Source organism: Acinetobacter sp. YH01007 (assembly GCF_013420425.1).
GTDB lineage: Bacteria > Pseudomonadota > Gammaproteobacteria > Pseudomonadales > Moraxellaceae > Acinetobacter > Acinetobacter towneri.
Map to the genome: position 1 here is coordinate 90045 of NZ_VOYC01000015.1, position 14360 is coordinate 104404.

The window sequence follows — 14360 nt, forward strand, 5'->3', positions numbered from 1 at the left end:
TTAAGCAACACGTTCTTGATTGGCAGCATGTAGCGGCACGAACTTGGCAGCCCATTGTTCAAGAATATCTTGATAAGGCTTGATAAAGTTTTCTTCAGTCCATTTGCCCTGCTTGACTGCCAACTGACCTCGCTCAACACGGTCATATACAACTTGGGTTAATGAATAATCCTGATAATTCAAACTTGGCTGATAGACCTCGCCTGCAGGTGAGTTGGTGTTATAAATTTCAGGACGATAAATTTTCTGGAAACTTTCCATAGTACTGATGGCACTGATCAACTCAAAATCTGTGTAATCATGCAGTAAATCGCCAGAAAAATAGAACGCAAGCGGTGCATTGCTATTTTCAGGTTTGAAGTAACGCACGGTTAAACCCATTTTTTCAAAATAGTCATCGGTTCTTGAATATTCATCATTTTTATATTCTGTACCTAAGACAGGATGCACATTGGTCGTACGATAATAAGTTTTTGTGGTTGATACGCTCAGGCAAATCACAGGTTGTTTTTGAAACTCAGCTTGGAACACTGCTGAACTGACCAAATGCTGATAAAGCTTGCCATGTAAATCACCAAAACTTTCAGGCTTTTCATTTACTTTGCAGCCTAATGCTGGCAAGACCACACTAAAATCATAATCACGAACATACGATGAAAAACTGTTGCCAATCATGCCTTCAATACGTTCATTTGTTTGATGATCTGTGATCGTACTTTTTAGCATTTCAATGAATGGAAAAGTTTTGCCATTTCCTTCAATATCAATTTCTGCAGAAATAATGTCGATTTCAAGCGAATAACGATCACCTTTTGGGTTATCGCAAGATGCCAGCGAGTTAAAACGATTATTGATCATCGCTAAAGTTCTGCGTAAATTTTCCTGACGGCTTTCACCACGCGCCAAATTTGCAAAATTGGTGGTTAAACGCGTGTTGTTAGCAGGTTCATAGTTTTCGTCAAAACGAATACGTTTAATTGAACAGGTGAATGGCTTTGTCATGATGATCTACTACCCAAATTTAAAAAGTTAAAATTTCTGAATGAGGGTATTTATACTGGAACGACAAAGTGAATAAAAATGATTTAACCTCAGTCCAAAGTGAATTTTATTCACCTTAATTTAAAATATGCAGCAAAACATCTAAAAATGATGGTTTTTCTGTTATCCCTTAAATTTAAAAATTAAAATAAATATTTCAATAACAACAAGTTAAAACCAAAAAATATTTTTATTCCGATAAATATTGAAGAGTATATTTTAGAGGACAGCACATAGTTCATTCAGTAGATTTCAGCCCTGAATGAATGAAACTCAGCTTGAAGTTAGAAAATCTCAGCTTCTGATTGGCTTGGTTTAGCATCTTCGTGATCAAAATGTATTCAGTTGGTCACATCAAAAAACAACGAGAAAAAAATCGGCAGGCAAAAAAATAGGTCAATTCGTCAGTTGACCAATTGACCTTACGATAAGCTCACTCGGAGCTTCTTAGATGATGCAGTTTTATTGAACTTGTGCAGGAAAATCATCTTCTGCCAATGCAGCGGTAATTTGATCTACTGTTGCAGTGCTTTCCACAGTCACAATTTTAGTCGCTAAATCGACTTCAACTTTTGCAGCAGGATCAACATCTTGAATGGTTGCCGTGACACCACGTGCACAACCGCCACAAGTCATATTTTCAATCAATAGTTTCATTGCGAACTCCACACTTCTGCCTTTGTTGAACTGTAGTTTAAAGCTTACCATGCTGGCAAGGTCAAGCCTATTTTGGGCTAAAATTTACTTGACCTTACCATCGTGTCAATCTATATGCTAAACACATCCTCCAAATTATAGAGACGACCATGGACGCAAAACACCCAAATGCCTCTCCCTATCAGGAAACTTTGTCTATAGAAGGCATGACCTGTGCCTCATGTGTCGGGCGTGTCGAAAAAGCCTTAAAAAAAGTCGATGGTGTAGAAAAAGCTGAAGTGAATCTTGCAACAGAAAAAGCACTGATTCACGCATCGCAACCTTTAGACCGTGCACTGCTCATTAAGGCAGTGCAACGTGCAGGTTTTGATGTAGCTGCCATTCAACCAATCGAACTGTCTATTGATGGCATGACTTGTGCTTCGTGTGTAACACGTGTCGAAAAAGCCTTAAAGAAAGTGCCTGGTGTAGAACAAGCCAATGTCAATTTGGCGACTGAACATGCATGGATTCAGCCGAATGCCACTGTTTCTAGCCAAGACCTGATTCGAGCGATTCAAAAAGCAGGTTATGACGCCAAACTGCTGCAACACGACTCTAACGAACAACACGATAAAAAGAATCTGGAACAGCAACAACTGAAACGTGATTTAGTAATTTCACTGATTTTAGCCTTGCCTGTGTTTATTCTGGAAATGGGATCACACATGATTCCTGCCTTTCACATGTGGGTGATGCACAATATTGGGCAACAACAAAGTTGGTTGATTCAATTTGCTTTAACCACATTGGTGCTGCTGTTACCAGGACGTCGTTTTTATCAAAAAGGGATTCCAGCGCTGTTACGTTTTGCGCCTGATATGAACTCTTTGGTGGCTGTGGGAACTTTAGCTGCATACAGTTTTTCATTGGTAGCGACATTTATGCCACAGCTTTTACCAGAAGGCACAGTGCATGTTTATTATGAAGCTGCGGCAGTGATTGTCAGTTTAATTTTGCTAGGGCGCTATTTCGAAGCCAAAGCCAAAGGTCGCACTTCACAAGCCATTCAGCATTTAATTGGCATGCAAGCTAAAACTGCACGTATTCATCGGGATGGTCAAATCATTGAAGTGCCAGTGGCGGAAGTCAGCTCCAATACCATTGTCGAAATCCGCCCGGGTGAACGTATTCCTGTAGATGGTGAAGTAGTCGAAGGTCATAGTTATATAGATGAATCGATGATTACAGGTGAACCTGTTCCTGTGGCAAAACAAGTGGGCAATCAAGTTGTAGGCGGTACCATCAACCAAAATGGCACACTAAATATTCGTGCTACTGCCATTGGTGAAGCTTCGGTGTTGGCGCAAATTATTCGCATGGTCGAGCAGGCGCAAGGCTCTAAATTACCTATTCAAGCCTTGGTGGATAAAGTGACCATGTGGTTTGTACCTGCCGTGATGTTATTGGCTGCACTTACTTTTATTGTGTGGTTTATTTTTGGCCCAGAACCTACCCTAACCTTTGGTTTAGTCAATGCAGTCGCTGTTCTAATTATTGCCTGCCCATGTGCGATGGGTTTAGCCACACCGACTTCAATTATGGTGGGAACAGGTCGTGGCGCAGAAATGGGCGTGCTGTTTCGTAAAGGCGAAGCTTTGCAGCTTTTGCAAGATGTTAAAGTGGTCGCGGTGGATAAAACAGGAACGCTCACCGAAGGCAAACCAACATTAACCGATTTTCATGTGCAATCGGGTTTTGATGCAGATCAGGTCTTTGCACTTTTGGCATCGGTAGAAGCGAAATCTGAGCATCCCATTGCACTGGCGATTGTGCAAGCTGCAACAGAAAAGCAAGTCAGTTTACTGCCTGTGACCGAGTTTGACAGCATCACAGGTTCAGGTATTGAAGCACTGGTGAATGGTCAACGTATTCAGATTGGTGCAGACCGTTATATGCAACAAATTGGGCTAGATGTTAGCGCTTTTAATGCAGAAGCTGCACGTTTAGGACAAGAAGGCAAAACACCCATTTATATGGCGATTGATCAACAACTGGCAGCCATTGTTGCCGTTGCAGACCCAATTAAAGACACGACTTTTGCTGCTATTGCGGCGTTGCATCAACTGGGTTTAAAAGTGGCGATGATTACGGGAGATAACCGACATACGGCTCAGGCAATTGCTGCACGTTTACAGATTGATCATGTGGTGGCCGAGGTTTTACCTGAAGGCAAGGTCGATGTTGTACGTGAATTACAACAGCAATTTGGACGTGTGGCTTTTGTGGGTGATGGTATTAATGATGCCCCTGCTTTGGCACAAGCCGATGTTGGAATTGCGATTGGTACAGGTACAGATGTTGCGATTGAAGCAGCCGAAGTTGTATTGATGTCGGGCAATTTACAAGGTGTGCCCAATGCAATTGCTTTGAGTAAAGCCACTATCCGCAATATTCGTCAAAATCTGTTTTGGGCATTTATTTATAATATTGCCTTGATTCCAATTGCTGCAGGCGTGCTATACCCGTTTGCAGGTATTTTGCTCTCGCCTATTTTTGCTGCGGGCGCGATGGCATTATCTTCAGTGTTTGTATTGGGTAATGCGCTCCGTTTAAAATATTTCCAAGCAGCACAGATTTAAATGCAACATACAAAAGGGTTTAGAAGATTGCTCTACGCCCTTTTTATGAGAGAAGTCACATGAATATTGGTCAAGCCTCTAAGCTATCGGGTATTTCCAGCAAAATGATTCGTTATTATGAGCAAATTGGTTTACTGGATACCGCCAAACGCTCTGCTTCGGGTTATCGGATTTATTCTGAGCAAGATTTAAAAACTTTGTCTTTTATTAAGCATGCACGGGATTTGGGGTTTTCTTCTGAGCAAATGAAAGAATTGCTAGGTTTATGGAAAAATGCTGACCGACAAAGTGCAGAAGTGAAGCAACTCACGCTTAAACATATTGAAACCTTAAAACAGAAGATTACGCAATTACAGGAAATGGCGAACTGGTTGCAAAGCTCTGCAGATCATTGCTCTGGCGATGAACAGGCAGATTGTGTGATTTTGAAAGATATTGAATTGGGGAAGTGATTTGGAATTAAGCTTCCCCCATTCAAACAAGACCTGACAGTTATCCACTTGTTAGAAACCATTGTTGTATCTGTCAGCTTAAATTTAACTTAGGAAATCTACATCCCTATCTTTTTAATACATAGCATAAAAAAACTCACACTTTGGGGAAGTGTGGGGGGAAACTTGGAATATCTGTTACTTTATGGGAGCGTATTATATATAAACACAATTTGAATTAGTGAGCATTCTATATAATTTACGAGATAAATTTAACACTTTTTAAGAATCTCTCCGATAAACTGCACAACAATCAAGTTTTAGCACTATTCATTACGCATATTTTAGCGCGGTAATTCATATCCTTTTTCATTAATTAAACGAACCGCAGCATCACAGACTTCTGCATCATAAATTGTACCGTGTCCACGTATGACTTCTGCAAGTGCGACATCTACCCCTAATGCGAGGAGAAATAAATGACTTTAAGTCAAATACGTCTGGCGATACTAAGTCACGAGATAATTTAGGCATACTTTACCCTGCACCCAACCGATGAATGGTTTTTAGACTGACTTCGCTCATTACAGGTACGACAATATTCTGAAAAGACATCACGATATTTCCTATTTACTTGCAAGCCTGATTGAATCAATCTCTTTTATCATCTTACAAGCTATTGATCATTTTTTAAGGCATTTAAAGGTTGAAATTTAAGGAAATTTTATAAAAAACTCCAAGCTCAAACTCAAAAACCACATTACGACTTCATCTATTTTGTGAAATACCTCTCATTTTTAAACGATAAATTTTTTAGAATGATTTATGCTATATCACACATCAATAAACGAAAATTGAATAACAAGAGAGTTTGATCTATGCCACATTCTTACCACCTCGAAAAACACTATATTGAACGGTCTGGATGGTTACGTGCTGCAGTATTGGGTGCGAACGATGGGATCATTTCTGTGACCAGTTTGGTCGTGGGGATGGCAGCCAGTGGTGCATCTTCTCAAACATTGTTAATTACCTGTATTGCAGGCTTAATTTCGGGCGCTGCTTCTATGGCAGCAGGTGAATATATTTCGGTGAAATCTCAACAAGACATTGAACAAAATGACCTTGCGATGGAAGCACGCGAATTAAAACTCAATCCAGAGCATGAACTAAAAGAACTCACCAATATTTATATGATTCGTGGTTTAGATGCCGAATTGGCAGAACAAGTTGCCATACAACTGACTGCTCACAATGCTCTAGATGCCCATGCCCGTGACGAAATTGGTATTTTAGAACACACCTCAGCGCAGCCATTTATGGCAGCTTTTTCATCGGCATTGGCATTTACTGTAGGTTCATTATTCCCATTGGTGTCTATTTTACTCTTACCTGAACATCTGTTAGACAAAGGCGTGATGTTGGTCGGTGTAATCAGTCTAGGGGTTATGGGTGCGCTTGCCAGCTATGTCGGTGGCGCAAGTATGTGGAAAGGTGCATTGCGTGTCATGATCTGGGGTATTGTCGCCATGGTATTCAGTGCGTGGATTGGTTCAATGTTCCATGTCGCTGTGGCTTAAAATCTAGAAAACTCAGTATAAAAATCTGCCCTATCTTTGGATAAAAATATGTTCAGAGACAGGGCAAGCTTCAGAAATAACATGAATGAACAGCTTATCCATGCAAAGTTTATATCTCTAAAACTTCTATCTTCAAAGTTAATCAAATAAAACTACAACAGATTCAGCCCACAATTTTAAGTCAGTTTTAAGTTTCAAATTTTAAACTAAAGCATCTTAAAGTCTTTTGAATCATTGACAATGTCTAAGCAGCCCGAATCACCACTTGCTCCATCTATCTTTGCCCGACTACGCTTTTGGCAAAAACCGATTTCTTTATTCTATTTCAATCTACTGCTTGCCCTATGGTTAGGCTTGGTATTGAACTATGGATTTTATGAGAAAATTCAACAATTCACACCTTATCAGGGCATTAAAGCCATAGGCTTATTGATTGCAACTGTGATCGTCATCGTATCGGCGTATCATCTGTTGCTGCAATGGCTAAACTGGCGTTGGAATGCCAAAATATTAGCCAGTATTTTGATTGTAGTCGGTGGATTCAGCGCTTATTTTGTTAATAGCTTGGGCGTAGTGATTACCGCAGACCAAATTCAAAATATGCTGCAAACCGATGTACGTGAAGTACGTGATCTTTTGTCTGTACGCTTAGTGGTTTGGAGTGTGCTGTTTGTACTATTGCCATTGGTCTTGGTGTGGTCTGTTAAAATTCAGCCGACTCATTTTGCCCGTCAATTACTGCAAAAGACTTTAGGCAGTGTAGTTTCGATTGTGCTGATTTTGGGTTTATTGTTCTGTTTTTATGTGGATTATGCTGCAATCTTCCGCGAGCATCGTGATTTAAAAGGCATGCTTTCTCCACAAAATGCGATTGCCTCTAGTCTATCGTATTATAAAAAGAAAGCACCCAAACAGAATTTGCCGCTGCTGCGCTATGGTGAAGATGCACATTTAATTCAACGTGCGCAAACAGGCACAGCACCCAAAATTATGCTGTTGGTGGTTGGTGAAACTGCACGTGCTGAAAGCTTCTCGCTGAATGGCTACGCAAAAAATACCAACCCTGAACTCTCTAAGCTGCCTGTGATTAATTTCACTCAAGTCAGCTCTTGTGGTACAGCCACGGCTGTTTCTGTGCCGTGCATGTTCTCGGGGATGCCACGCCAAAATTATGATGAACAACTGGCAAGTCACCGTGAAGGATTACTGGATATTGCTCAGCATGCTGGTTATCAAGTCACTTGGATTGATAACAATTCAGGCTGTAAAGGTGCCTGTGATCGGGTGCAGCAATATCAAATTCCTGCAGCGCTAAAACAAAAATGGTGTGATGCTAGCGGTGAATGTTTAGATGAAATTTTAGTGGACAGTTTACAGGCTTATCTTGCTCAGCTTGACCCGAAAGACAGACGTTCACATTTAATTATCTTGCACCAAATGGGCAGTCATGGACCTGCTTATTTCAAACGCTCAACCGTAGCTTATCAACCCTTCCAACCGACGTGTAACAGCAATGCGATTCAGGGTTGCAGTGCCGATGCCTTACGCAATACCTATGACAACTCGATTGTGTATACCGACCATGTTTTAAGTCAGTTGATTCAAACTTTAGAGCAACAAAAACACTATCAAACTGGTTTTTGGTATTTATCTGATCATGGTGAATCGACAGGCGAGCATGGTTTATATTTACACGGCGCACCGTATTCTATGGCACCGACTCAACAAACTCATGTACCGATGCTGATGTGGTTTTCAGAAGCTTGGCAACAACAAAATTCCGCGCAAGTGAATTGCTTAAAAGCACAACGCCAAGCAGCATTGAGTCAGGACAATCTTTTCCCAAGTTTATTGAGCTTACTAGATGTAAAAAGCCAAGTGATTGATCCGAAAAATGATATGCTGAATCAATGTTCTGCCCCATCTACCACTCAACCGCAGCACGAGTCATCACATGCCTAAAATATTAATCATTGAAGATGATTTTATGATTGCCGAATCGACCCAAACCTTGCTCAAGTTACAGCAATTTGATGTTACTTGGGGGAACAACGGGATTGATGGCTTAAAGCAATTAGAGCAGCAAGATATCCAGTTGGTGTTGCTGGACTTAGGCTTACCCATGATGGACGGCATGCAGGTATTAAAAAACATTCGCCAGTTACATCCACAATTGCCCGTGCTGATTATTTCTGCGCGTGATCAATTGCAACAACGGGTGGATGGTTTAAATCAGGGTGCAGATGATTATTTAATTAAACCCTATGAATTTGATGAATTACTGGCGCGAATTTATGCCCTGCTCAGACGTAGCGGCGCACAAAATCCTGTAAACGATACCGCACATATTTTAAGTTATGGCGATTTAGTCTTAGATACCGAACAACATTTGGCAAAATTCAAAGGTGAATATATCGAATTGTCGAATCGTGAATGGGCAATTTTAATGGCTTTGGTCAGCCACCCTAATAAAATTTTCTCTAAAAGTAATTTAGAAGATAAATTATATGATTTTGACAGTGAAGTCAGCAGCAACACCATTGAAGTCTATATTCACCATTTACGCGCCAAACTTGGCAAGGACTTTATTCGTACCATTCGTGGTTTGGGCTACCGTTTAGGGCAAATTTAATGCAATCCTACTCTTTGCAAAAACGTCTGATTGTTTATGTTTCTATCTTTAGTGTCATGTTGGGCTGCGTTTTGGTATTTGCAGCGTATCGAATTGCCCTAGAAGAAATGAATGAAATTTTAGATGCACAAATGCAAAGTTTGGCGGAACGCATTGCAGCAAACCATCCAGAACCTACACAAAGCCAAATCGATTTAAATCAGAGATATAGCGAAGAAGACTTATTTGTCGATATTTGGTCATATGACGATGCTACAACACAATTACACCCTCAAGATGTGTTGCTACAACCCGTAGAAAAACCAGGGTTTTATAATCATCAAACCGAAGTTGGACTGTGGCATACCTATATTTTGCCGCAAGAAACCCTACAGATTCAAATTAGCCAGCAAAACTCTGTGCGCCAATATTTAGCTTTAGAATTAGCGGCAAATATGTTTATTCCCTATGCAATATTTTTACCCTTTGCCCTTTTGGCTTTGGGTTGGCTGATTCGTCATAATTTTCAACCACTAAATAACTTTAAAAGCGAATTGGCACGTCGTAAAGCGCAGGATCTCAGCCCGATTCACATGTTGGATTATCCTGTCGAGCTTGCACCCACGATTCAGGAAATGAATCAGTTATTTACGCGAATTTCTGCCGCACAGCAGGAACAGCGCCAGTTCGTTGCCGATGCTGCACATGAATTACGTACCCCACTCACTGCACTCAATTTACAAGTACAAATTTTATTGCAGCAATTTCCACATAGTGATGCCCTCAATAATTTAAGCCAAGGGGTTTTGCGTTTACAGCATTTAGTCAATCAGTTATTAAGCTTAGCCAAGCAAGATGCCTCAGATAGTCTAATTGAAAACGATCAAACCCTATCTTTAAATCAAATGACCATTGCCTGTGTGGAACAGCTCATTCAATTGGCATTGCAAAAAGATATTGATTTAGGTGTCGAACAACGCCAAGAGTTGAATATTCATGGACAAAGTTCTGCTTTACATTCCATTATTTATAATTTAATTGATAATGCGATTAAATATACCCCCAAACAAGGCGTGATTAATGTGACTATTTTTCAGCAAGAACAACATGCAATTTTGCAAATTGAAGACAGTGGTGCAGGCATTGACCCCGCACTATTCAATCAAATTCGACAGCGTTTTTACCGTATTCATAACCATGCGGAAATTGGTAGTGGTTTAGGTTTATCTATTGTAGATAAAGCCACCCAACGCTTAGGTGCAAGTTTAGAGTTTTCTAAAAGTGCCAGTTTAGGTGGTTTATGTGTGCAGGTTAAATTTCCGATGCGTTAAGATCGGGTTTTAAGTTAGATTTTGAGTGTGCAATTTATGCGCCAAGAATGCATAGGCAACCACATTCAAACACCAAGTAATCCAGCCTGTCCAAAGATTATGACTAAAAAAATGTGCCCCGCGCATCATTTGCGCCCAGCCCATCCCCATGCCTAAAATACATGCTGCAATTAAGAAAAAATAAGCACGTTTAGGTTGAGCAACCCGATAAACAAAATATCCTACCAATAAAGCAAAACCACTTGAGGCATGCCCACCAGGAAAACAATGCCCTGCCGTTGCACTTAAATCCCACCAAACGCCATGCGCTGTGGCAATGCTCATATCCCACGGGCAAGCATGTGCCGACTGCGATTTAAGTATTGCAATCACACTGGTTGAAATCACCGCCATCCAAAAGAAATAGCCAAACTCCCAACGACGAGCACGTAATTTTTGAAATTTGAAAGACAGCAACCAAGCCAGTAAATAACTCAGATATACCGCAATGAGGATATATTTGACATACCGATGATTTAATACAGCCAATGCCCAGTCTTGTCGAAGTGGAAATTCTGCATGAGCATCCACAAAGGGTTGAATGAGGTATAAATCTAGCCTGCCTGCAACGCTAAAGAAATTGAGCAATATCAGCAAACTCAGAAGGAGTAAAATTGCTTGAAGAAGTAAAAATTTTGAATGCTGATGCCGCATGAGGAATACTCAACTCACTATCTATTTTAAAGTCTGTTTTATGCTTGTTTTTTAAGGAATTAAGCAGAAATCAGGCATGCACCCCAAGTCAATGCGATAATTGCCAAAGCAACAAATTGCGCTGCACTGCCCATATCTTTGGCATTTTTAGACAAGGGATGTTGCTCAATTGAAACACGATCGACCACAGCTTCAATGGCTGAATTAATCAGTTCGACAATGATGGCAAGTAAACACACCACTATCATGATCACTTGTTCGACACGACTAACAGGCATGAAAAAACTGAGTGGAATCAGCAGTGAATTAATCAGAATGATTTGCCGAAATGCCGCTTCATTTTGAAAGGCGGCTTTAAACCCTGCCAAAGAATAGCTTGTGGCATTCAAAATCCTTTGTAAACCAGAAGTGCCTTTGTAAGGAGAGCGTGGAAGCATAGTGAATCTGATTTGAAATAAATCCGATGTTAAGTCACTTAGCTTAAAATTGGCTTAAATATAACCTTTTGAGACTATTAAATTAAATCTGTGTAATATGTAACATTATGAATGCCTATTGAATAATAAGACTCCATCTAAAGTAAGCTGTAAATACCATCAATTTCTTATTGTTGAATCTAAGGTTGTATCAATTGCTCGGCTTCAACTTGCTTAATATCAAAATCAGGACTTTCTTTGGCTTGAATAATTTGCACAGGAATAAAGCGCACTTGAACCACACTTGGTTTTCCACGTGGGTCTTGTGCTAATTTTTGATTCAATGCAGAAATCTGTTGAGGTTTTGGCGCTATATCTCCACGCAAGACTACGCGAATTAAAGTCATCTCTTTACGCCGATCAAACTGCACCGTATCAATCAAATTATTATGTTGATTAAATTGACTTTCAATCAAGCTTTCTACCTGATGTTCATACATCTGTTTATTTAACATCATCATAAAGTTAAAGCTTAAATAGATACCCAGCGCAAAAAGTACTAAAAGACTCACGATATTTCTTTTAATAAATTCAATTACTGTGCTATTTACTTCTTCATCTGAACCGCGTCTAAAACCTGCTGCCCATAACACCAGTGAAGAACTAATTTGAATAGCAACAATATTGGTCAGTGCCAACAGCAGAGCATTTGCTGCATGTTTCCATTCCAGATGCGCAATTAATATGCCACTTGCAACCAGCGGCGGTACCAAAGCAGTCGTAACTGCAACGCCAACAACAGCCACAGACAGACGTGGTGAAACGGCTGCAAATGCCCCTGCTGCACCACCCGCAAGTGCAATCATTAAATCCATAATGGTAGGCTGAGTTCTAGACAGAATTTCATGGGTGATAGGTAAGTTAATATTGATAAGACCTAAAATGATGCCAATACTAACAATCATCGACACACCTAAAACTAAGGTTTTAAATGCTGTTTTAAAAAACAACCATCGATTATCAATAAATGCTAAAGCCATACCTGAAATAGGGCCTAGCATCATCGCAACCAGCATTGCACCAATCACCACTGCGGCTGAATTTGACAATAAACCATAGCCCGCAATAATCGCTGCCAAAGCATTCATTATAAAAAAGGTTTTGCTTGGTAAGGCATCCGCTTGAATGTTCAACCGTACTTGTTTATGATCAATTTTTTTAGAATTTTCGCGCTCCGCCTGTTTGTATTTCAGCTTTTCTTTCAAAAGTTCATATTTTTCTTGTTCAGGACTGTCTTCAACCACTATCGTTGGATCTTGATCTTTTTCCAAAGCATACCTCCGTGTCAGCTAAAGAAGAATCTTTCCAAATCCTCATACGGCCGTAGACTTTGTGCAATTACGCCCATCATGTTTAGCTTCATACAATTTATTATCTGCAAGTTTCAGTACATCAGAAACATCTTCTGCATCTCGAGGCCAAAAAGCGATGCCAACAGAGATGGTGATTTGACCCATCTGATTAATCGTAGTTTCCTGCATGGTTTTTCTAAGCCGCTCTGCAGCTTTATACACCACATTTGCATCTGCAGTCGTCATTAAAACTAGAAATTCTTCACCGCCACTACGACAGCAAACATCCTGTTCCCTAAAATTAGTTAGCATTATTTGCGCGAGCGTTTTAAGTACCACATCACCTTGATCATGCCCATACTGATCATTAATTTGCTTAAAAAAATCTATATCAATGGCTAATACTGCAAATTCGGTACGAGTCTCTAGCAGTTCATTTAAAAATAATTGCATACCACGACGGTTATATAAACCTGTTAATGGGTCCGTATTGACACGATGTTTTAACTCCGCAATCCGATCACTAAAGGTTTCCGAACTCATTAATAATGAGGTTCTAAACTTTAAAATGAACCGTACCGGGTTTGTCGGAGACTTTTTTATTTAAGTTAGGCCACCTGACCTAACGGGTTAATCTTATCATAGTACATTGCTTCAAACTCAAAAGGCGATACATAACCCAGTGCACTGTGTACACGCTTTTTATTGAACCAATCTACCCAGTTTAGTGTCGCAAGTTGTACATCTGCTAAACCTTGCCAATCTGCTTTTAAATATTCAATCACCTCTGTTTTGTATAAGCCATTCACCGTTTCAGCCAAAGCATTATCGTATGAATCACCAGTCGTACCGACTGATGCTCGTAAATTTGCTGCTTCTAAACGATGGGTATAACGAATGGAAAGATATTGCACACCTCTGTCGGAATGATGAATCACATTCTTTGGCATGCCTCGATCATGCAATGCTTGCTCTAATGCATCGAGCACCATATCTGTATTCATTCGTGTAGATACTTTCCAGCCAACAATTGCTCGTGAGAACACATCAATAATAAAGGCGGTATAGACCCAGCCTGAATGAGTTTGAATATACGTAAAGTCACTGACCCACAGTTGGTCAGGATGATCAGCAGTAAAATTACGTTTCACTAAATCATCTGCTCGTTTTTGGTCATCTCGGCTACGGGTGGTTTGTTTGTTCTTACCTCGCCAAACACCTTGTATAGCTAGCTTCTGCATCAATCGAGCAACTGTACAACGTGCGATAACATAACCTTCACGTTTCAATTGTTGCCAGACCTTACGCACACCATATCGACCTAAACTTTCTTTCCAAATACGTTTGATTTGCTCTGCATGATGTAAATCATGCAGAGCACGTTTCGCTCGATGTTCTGGATTGTCAGCGAGATCTAAAGCCCGATAATAGGTCGAAGCTGCAATCGGTAAAATTCTACAAATCGCTTCAACACCATATCGATCTTTATTGTTCTGGATAAAATCCACCATTATTTGTGTGGGCGGTCGAGCTCCGCCTGGGCGAAAAAAGCGGCTGCTTTACGTAGAATTTCATTGGCACGTTTTAATTCTTTAATTTCACGTTCCATTTGCTTCATTTTTTCTTG

11 protein-coding genes, 2 pseudogenes and 1 other annotated feature are annotated in these 14360 nt (G+C 40.2%); of the genes and pseudogenes, 6 read left to right on the top strand and 7 right to left on the bottom strand.

Features of this window, described 5'->3' with window-relative positions; genetic code table 11:
• The gene (locus FTT74_RS09210) at window positions 1–1002 is read right to left on the bottom strand and encodes a putative oxygenase MesX (RefSeq protein ID WP_154320486.1); all 1002 of its coding nucleotides are present in this window, start codon (window positions 1000–1002) and stop codon (window positions 1–3) included.
• 501 nt (window positions 1003–1503) lie between these two features.
• Window positions 1504–1698 carry a heavy-metal-associated domain-containing protein gene (locus tag FTT74_RS09215; protein WP_004970528.1) on the bottom strand — a complete coding sequence of 65 codons (195 nt, stop codon included), beginning with the start codon at window positions 1696–1698 and terminating at the stop codon, window positions 1504–1506.
• 149 nt (window positions 1699–1847) lie between these two features.
• Between FTT74_RS09215 and FTT74_RS09220 the strand changes: the two genes are divergently transcribed.
• The 6 genes from FTT74_RS09220 (at window position 1848) to FTT74_RS09245 (ending at window position 10272) form a co-directional block, all read left to right on the top strand.
• Entirely contained in the window at window positions 1848–4319 is a 2472-nt protein-coding gene (locus FTT74_RS09220) for a heavy metal translocating P-type ATPase (protein WP_179988914.1), read from the top strand.
• A gap of 59 nt (window positions 4320–4378) precedes the next feature.
• The gene (cueR, locus tag FTT74_RS09225) at window positions 4379–4771 is read left to right on the top strand and encodes a Cu(I)-responsive transcriptional regulator (RefSeq protein WP_004970532.1); all 393 of its coding nucleotides are present in this window, start codon (window positions 4379–4381) and stop codon (window positions 4769–4771) included.
• Window positions 4772–5628: 857 nt separating this feature from the next.
• The gene (locus tag FTT74_RS09230) at window positions 5629–6330 is read left to right on the top strand and encodes a VIT family protein (RefSeq protein WP_096902719.1); all 702 of its coding nucleotides are present in this window, start codon (window positions 5629–5631) and stop codon (window positions 6328–6330) included.
• 240 nt (window positions 6331–6570) lie between these two features.
• Window positions 6571–8292 (top strand): phosphoethanolamine transferase, encoded by a 1722-nt coding sequence (locus tag FTT74_RS09235; RefSeq protein ID WP_179988913.1) that lies wholly within the window; start codon window positions 6571–6573, stop codon window positions 8290–8292.
• The gene (locus FTT74_RS09240) at window positions 8285–8962 is read left to right on the top strand and encodes a response regulator transcription factor (protein ID WP_179988912.1); all 678 of its coding nucleotides are present in this window, start codon (window positions 8285–8287) and stop codon (window positions 8960–8962) included. The genes FTT74_RS09235 and FTT74_RS09240 overlap by 8 nt, the downstream gene beginning before the upstream one ends.
• Window positions 8962–10272: an ATP-binding protein gene (locus tag FTT74_RS09245; RefSeq protein WP_104852308.1), complete on the top strand. Its 1311-nt coding sequence runs from the start codon at window positions 8962–8964 to the stop codon at window positions 10270–10272. The genes FTT74_RS09240 and FTT74_RS09245 overlap by 1 nt, the downstream gene beginning before the upstream one ends.
• A gap of 9 nt (window positions 10273–10281) precedes the next feature.
• Here the strand turns inward: FTT74_RS09245 and FTT74_RS09250 are convergent, their stop codons facing one another.
• The 5 genes and pseudogenes from FTT74_RS09250 to FTT74_RS09270 form a co-directional block, all read right to left on the bottom strand.
• Window positions 10282–10965: a phosphatase PAP2 family protein gene (locus tag FTT74_RS09250; RefSeq protein ID WP_179988911.1), complete on the bottom strand. Its 684-nt coding sequence runs from the start codon at window positions 10963–10965 to the stop codon at window positions 10282–10284.
• Window positions 10966–11024: 59 nt separating this feature from the next.
• The gene (locus tag FTT74_RS09255; RefSeq protein WP_179988910.1) at window positions 11025–11402 is read right to left on the bottom strand and encodes a diacylglycerol kinase; all 378 of its coding nucleotides are present in this window, start codon (window positions 11400–11402) and stop codon (window positions 11025–11027) included.
• Window positions 11403–11581: 179 nt separating this feature from the next.
• Window positions 11582–12712: a TIGR00341 family protein gene (locus FTT74_RS09260; protein WP_179988909.1), complete on the bottom strand. Its 1131-nt coding sequence runs from the start codon at window positions 12710–12712 to the stop codon at window positions 11582–11584.
• A gap of 42 nt (window positions 12713–12754) precedes the next feature.
• A pseudogene (locus tag FTT74_RS09265) lies at window positions 12755–13303 on the bottom strand (GGDEF domain-containing protein); the annotation flags it as partial.
• A gap of 38 nt (window positions 13304–13341) precedes the next feature.
• Window positions 13342–14360, bottom strand: a pseudogene (locus tag FTT74_RS09270) (IS3 family transposase); the annotation flags it as partial.
• Window positions 14170–14286, bottom strand: a sequence feature (AL1L pseudoknot). (Overlaps the previous pseudogene by 117 nt.)

Excerpts from the sequence above, each read along its gene's own strand:
- FTT74_RS09210 (WP_154320486.1), bottom strand. The coding sequence starts at position 1,002 with ATGACAAAGCCATTCACCTGTTCAATTAAACGTATTCGTTTTGACGAA.
- FTT74_RS09215 (WP_004970528.1), bottom strand. The coding sequence starts at position 1,698 with ATGAAACTATTGATTGAAAATATGACTTGTGGCGGTTGTGCACGTGGT.
- FTT74_RS09220 (WP_179988914.1), top strand. The coding sequence starts at position 1,848 with ATGGACGCAAAACACCCAAATGCCTCTCCCTATCAGGAAACTTTGTCT.
- cueR (WP_004970532.1), top strand. The coding sequence starts at position 4,379 with ATGAATATTGGTCAAGCCTCTAAGCTATCGGGTATTTCCAGCAAAATG.
- FTT74_RS09230 (WP_096902719.1), top strand. The coding sequence starts at position 5,629 with ATGCCACATTCTTACCACCTCGAAAAACACTATATTGAACGGTCTGGA.
- FTT74_RS09235 (WP_179988913.1), top strand. The coding sequence starts at position 6,571 with ATGTCTAAGCAGCCCGAATCACCACTTGCTCCATCTATCTTTGCCCGA.
- FTT74_RS09240 (WP_179988912.1), top strand. The coding sequence starts at position 8,285 with ATGCCTAAAATATTAATCATTGAAGATGATTTTATGATTGCCGAATCG.
- FTT74_RS09245 (WP_104852308.1), top strand. The coding sequence starts at position 8,962 with ATGCAATCCTACTCTTTGCAAAAACGTCTGATTGTTTATGTTTCTATC.
- FTT74_RS09250 (WP_179988911.1), bottom strand. The coding sequence starts at position 10,965 with ATGCGGCATCAGCATTCAAAATTTTTACTTCTTCAAGCAATTTTACTC.
- FTT74_RS09255 (WP_179988910.1), bottom strand. The coding sequence starts at position 11,402 with ATGCTTCCACGCTCTCCTTACAAAGGCACTTCTGGTTTACAAAGGATT.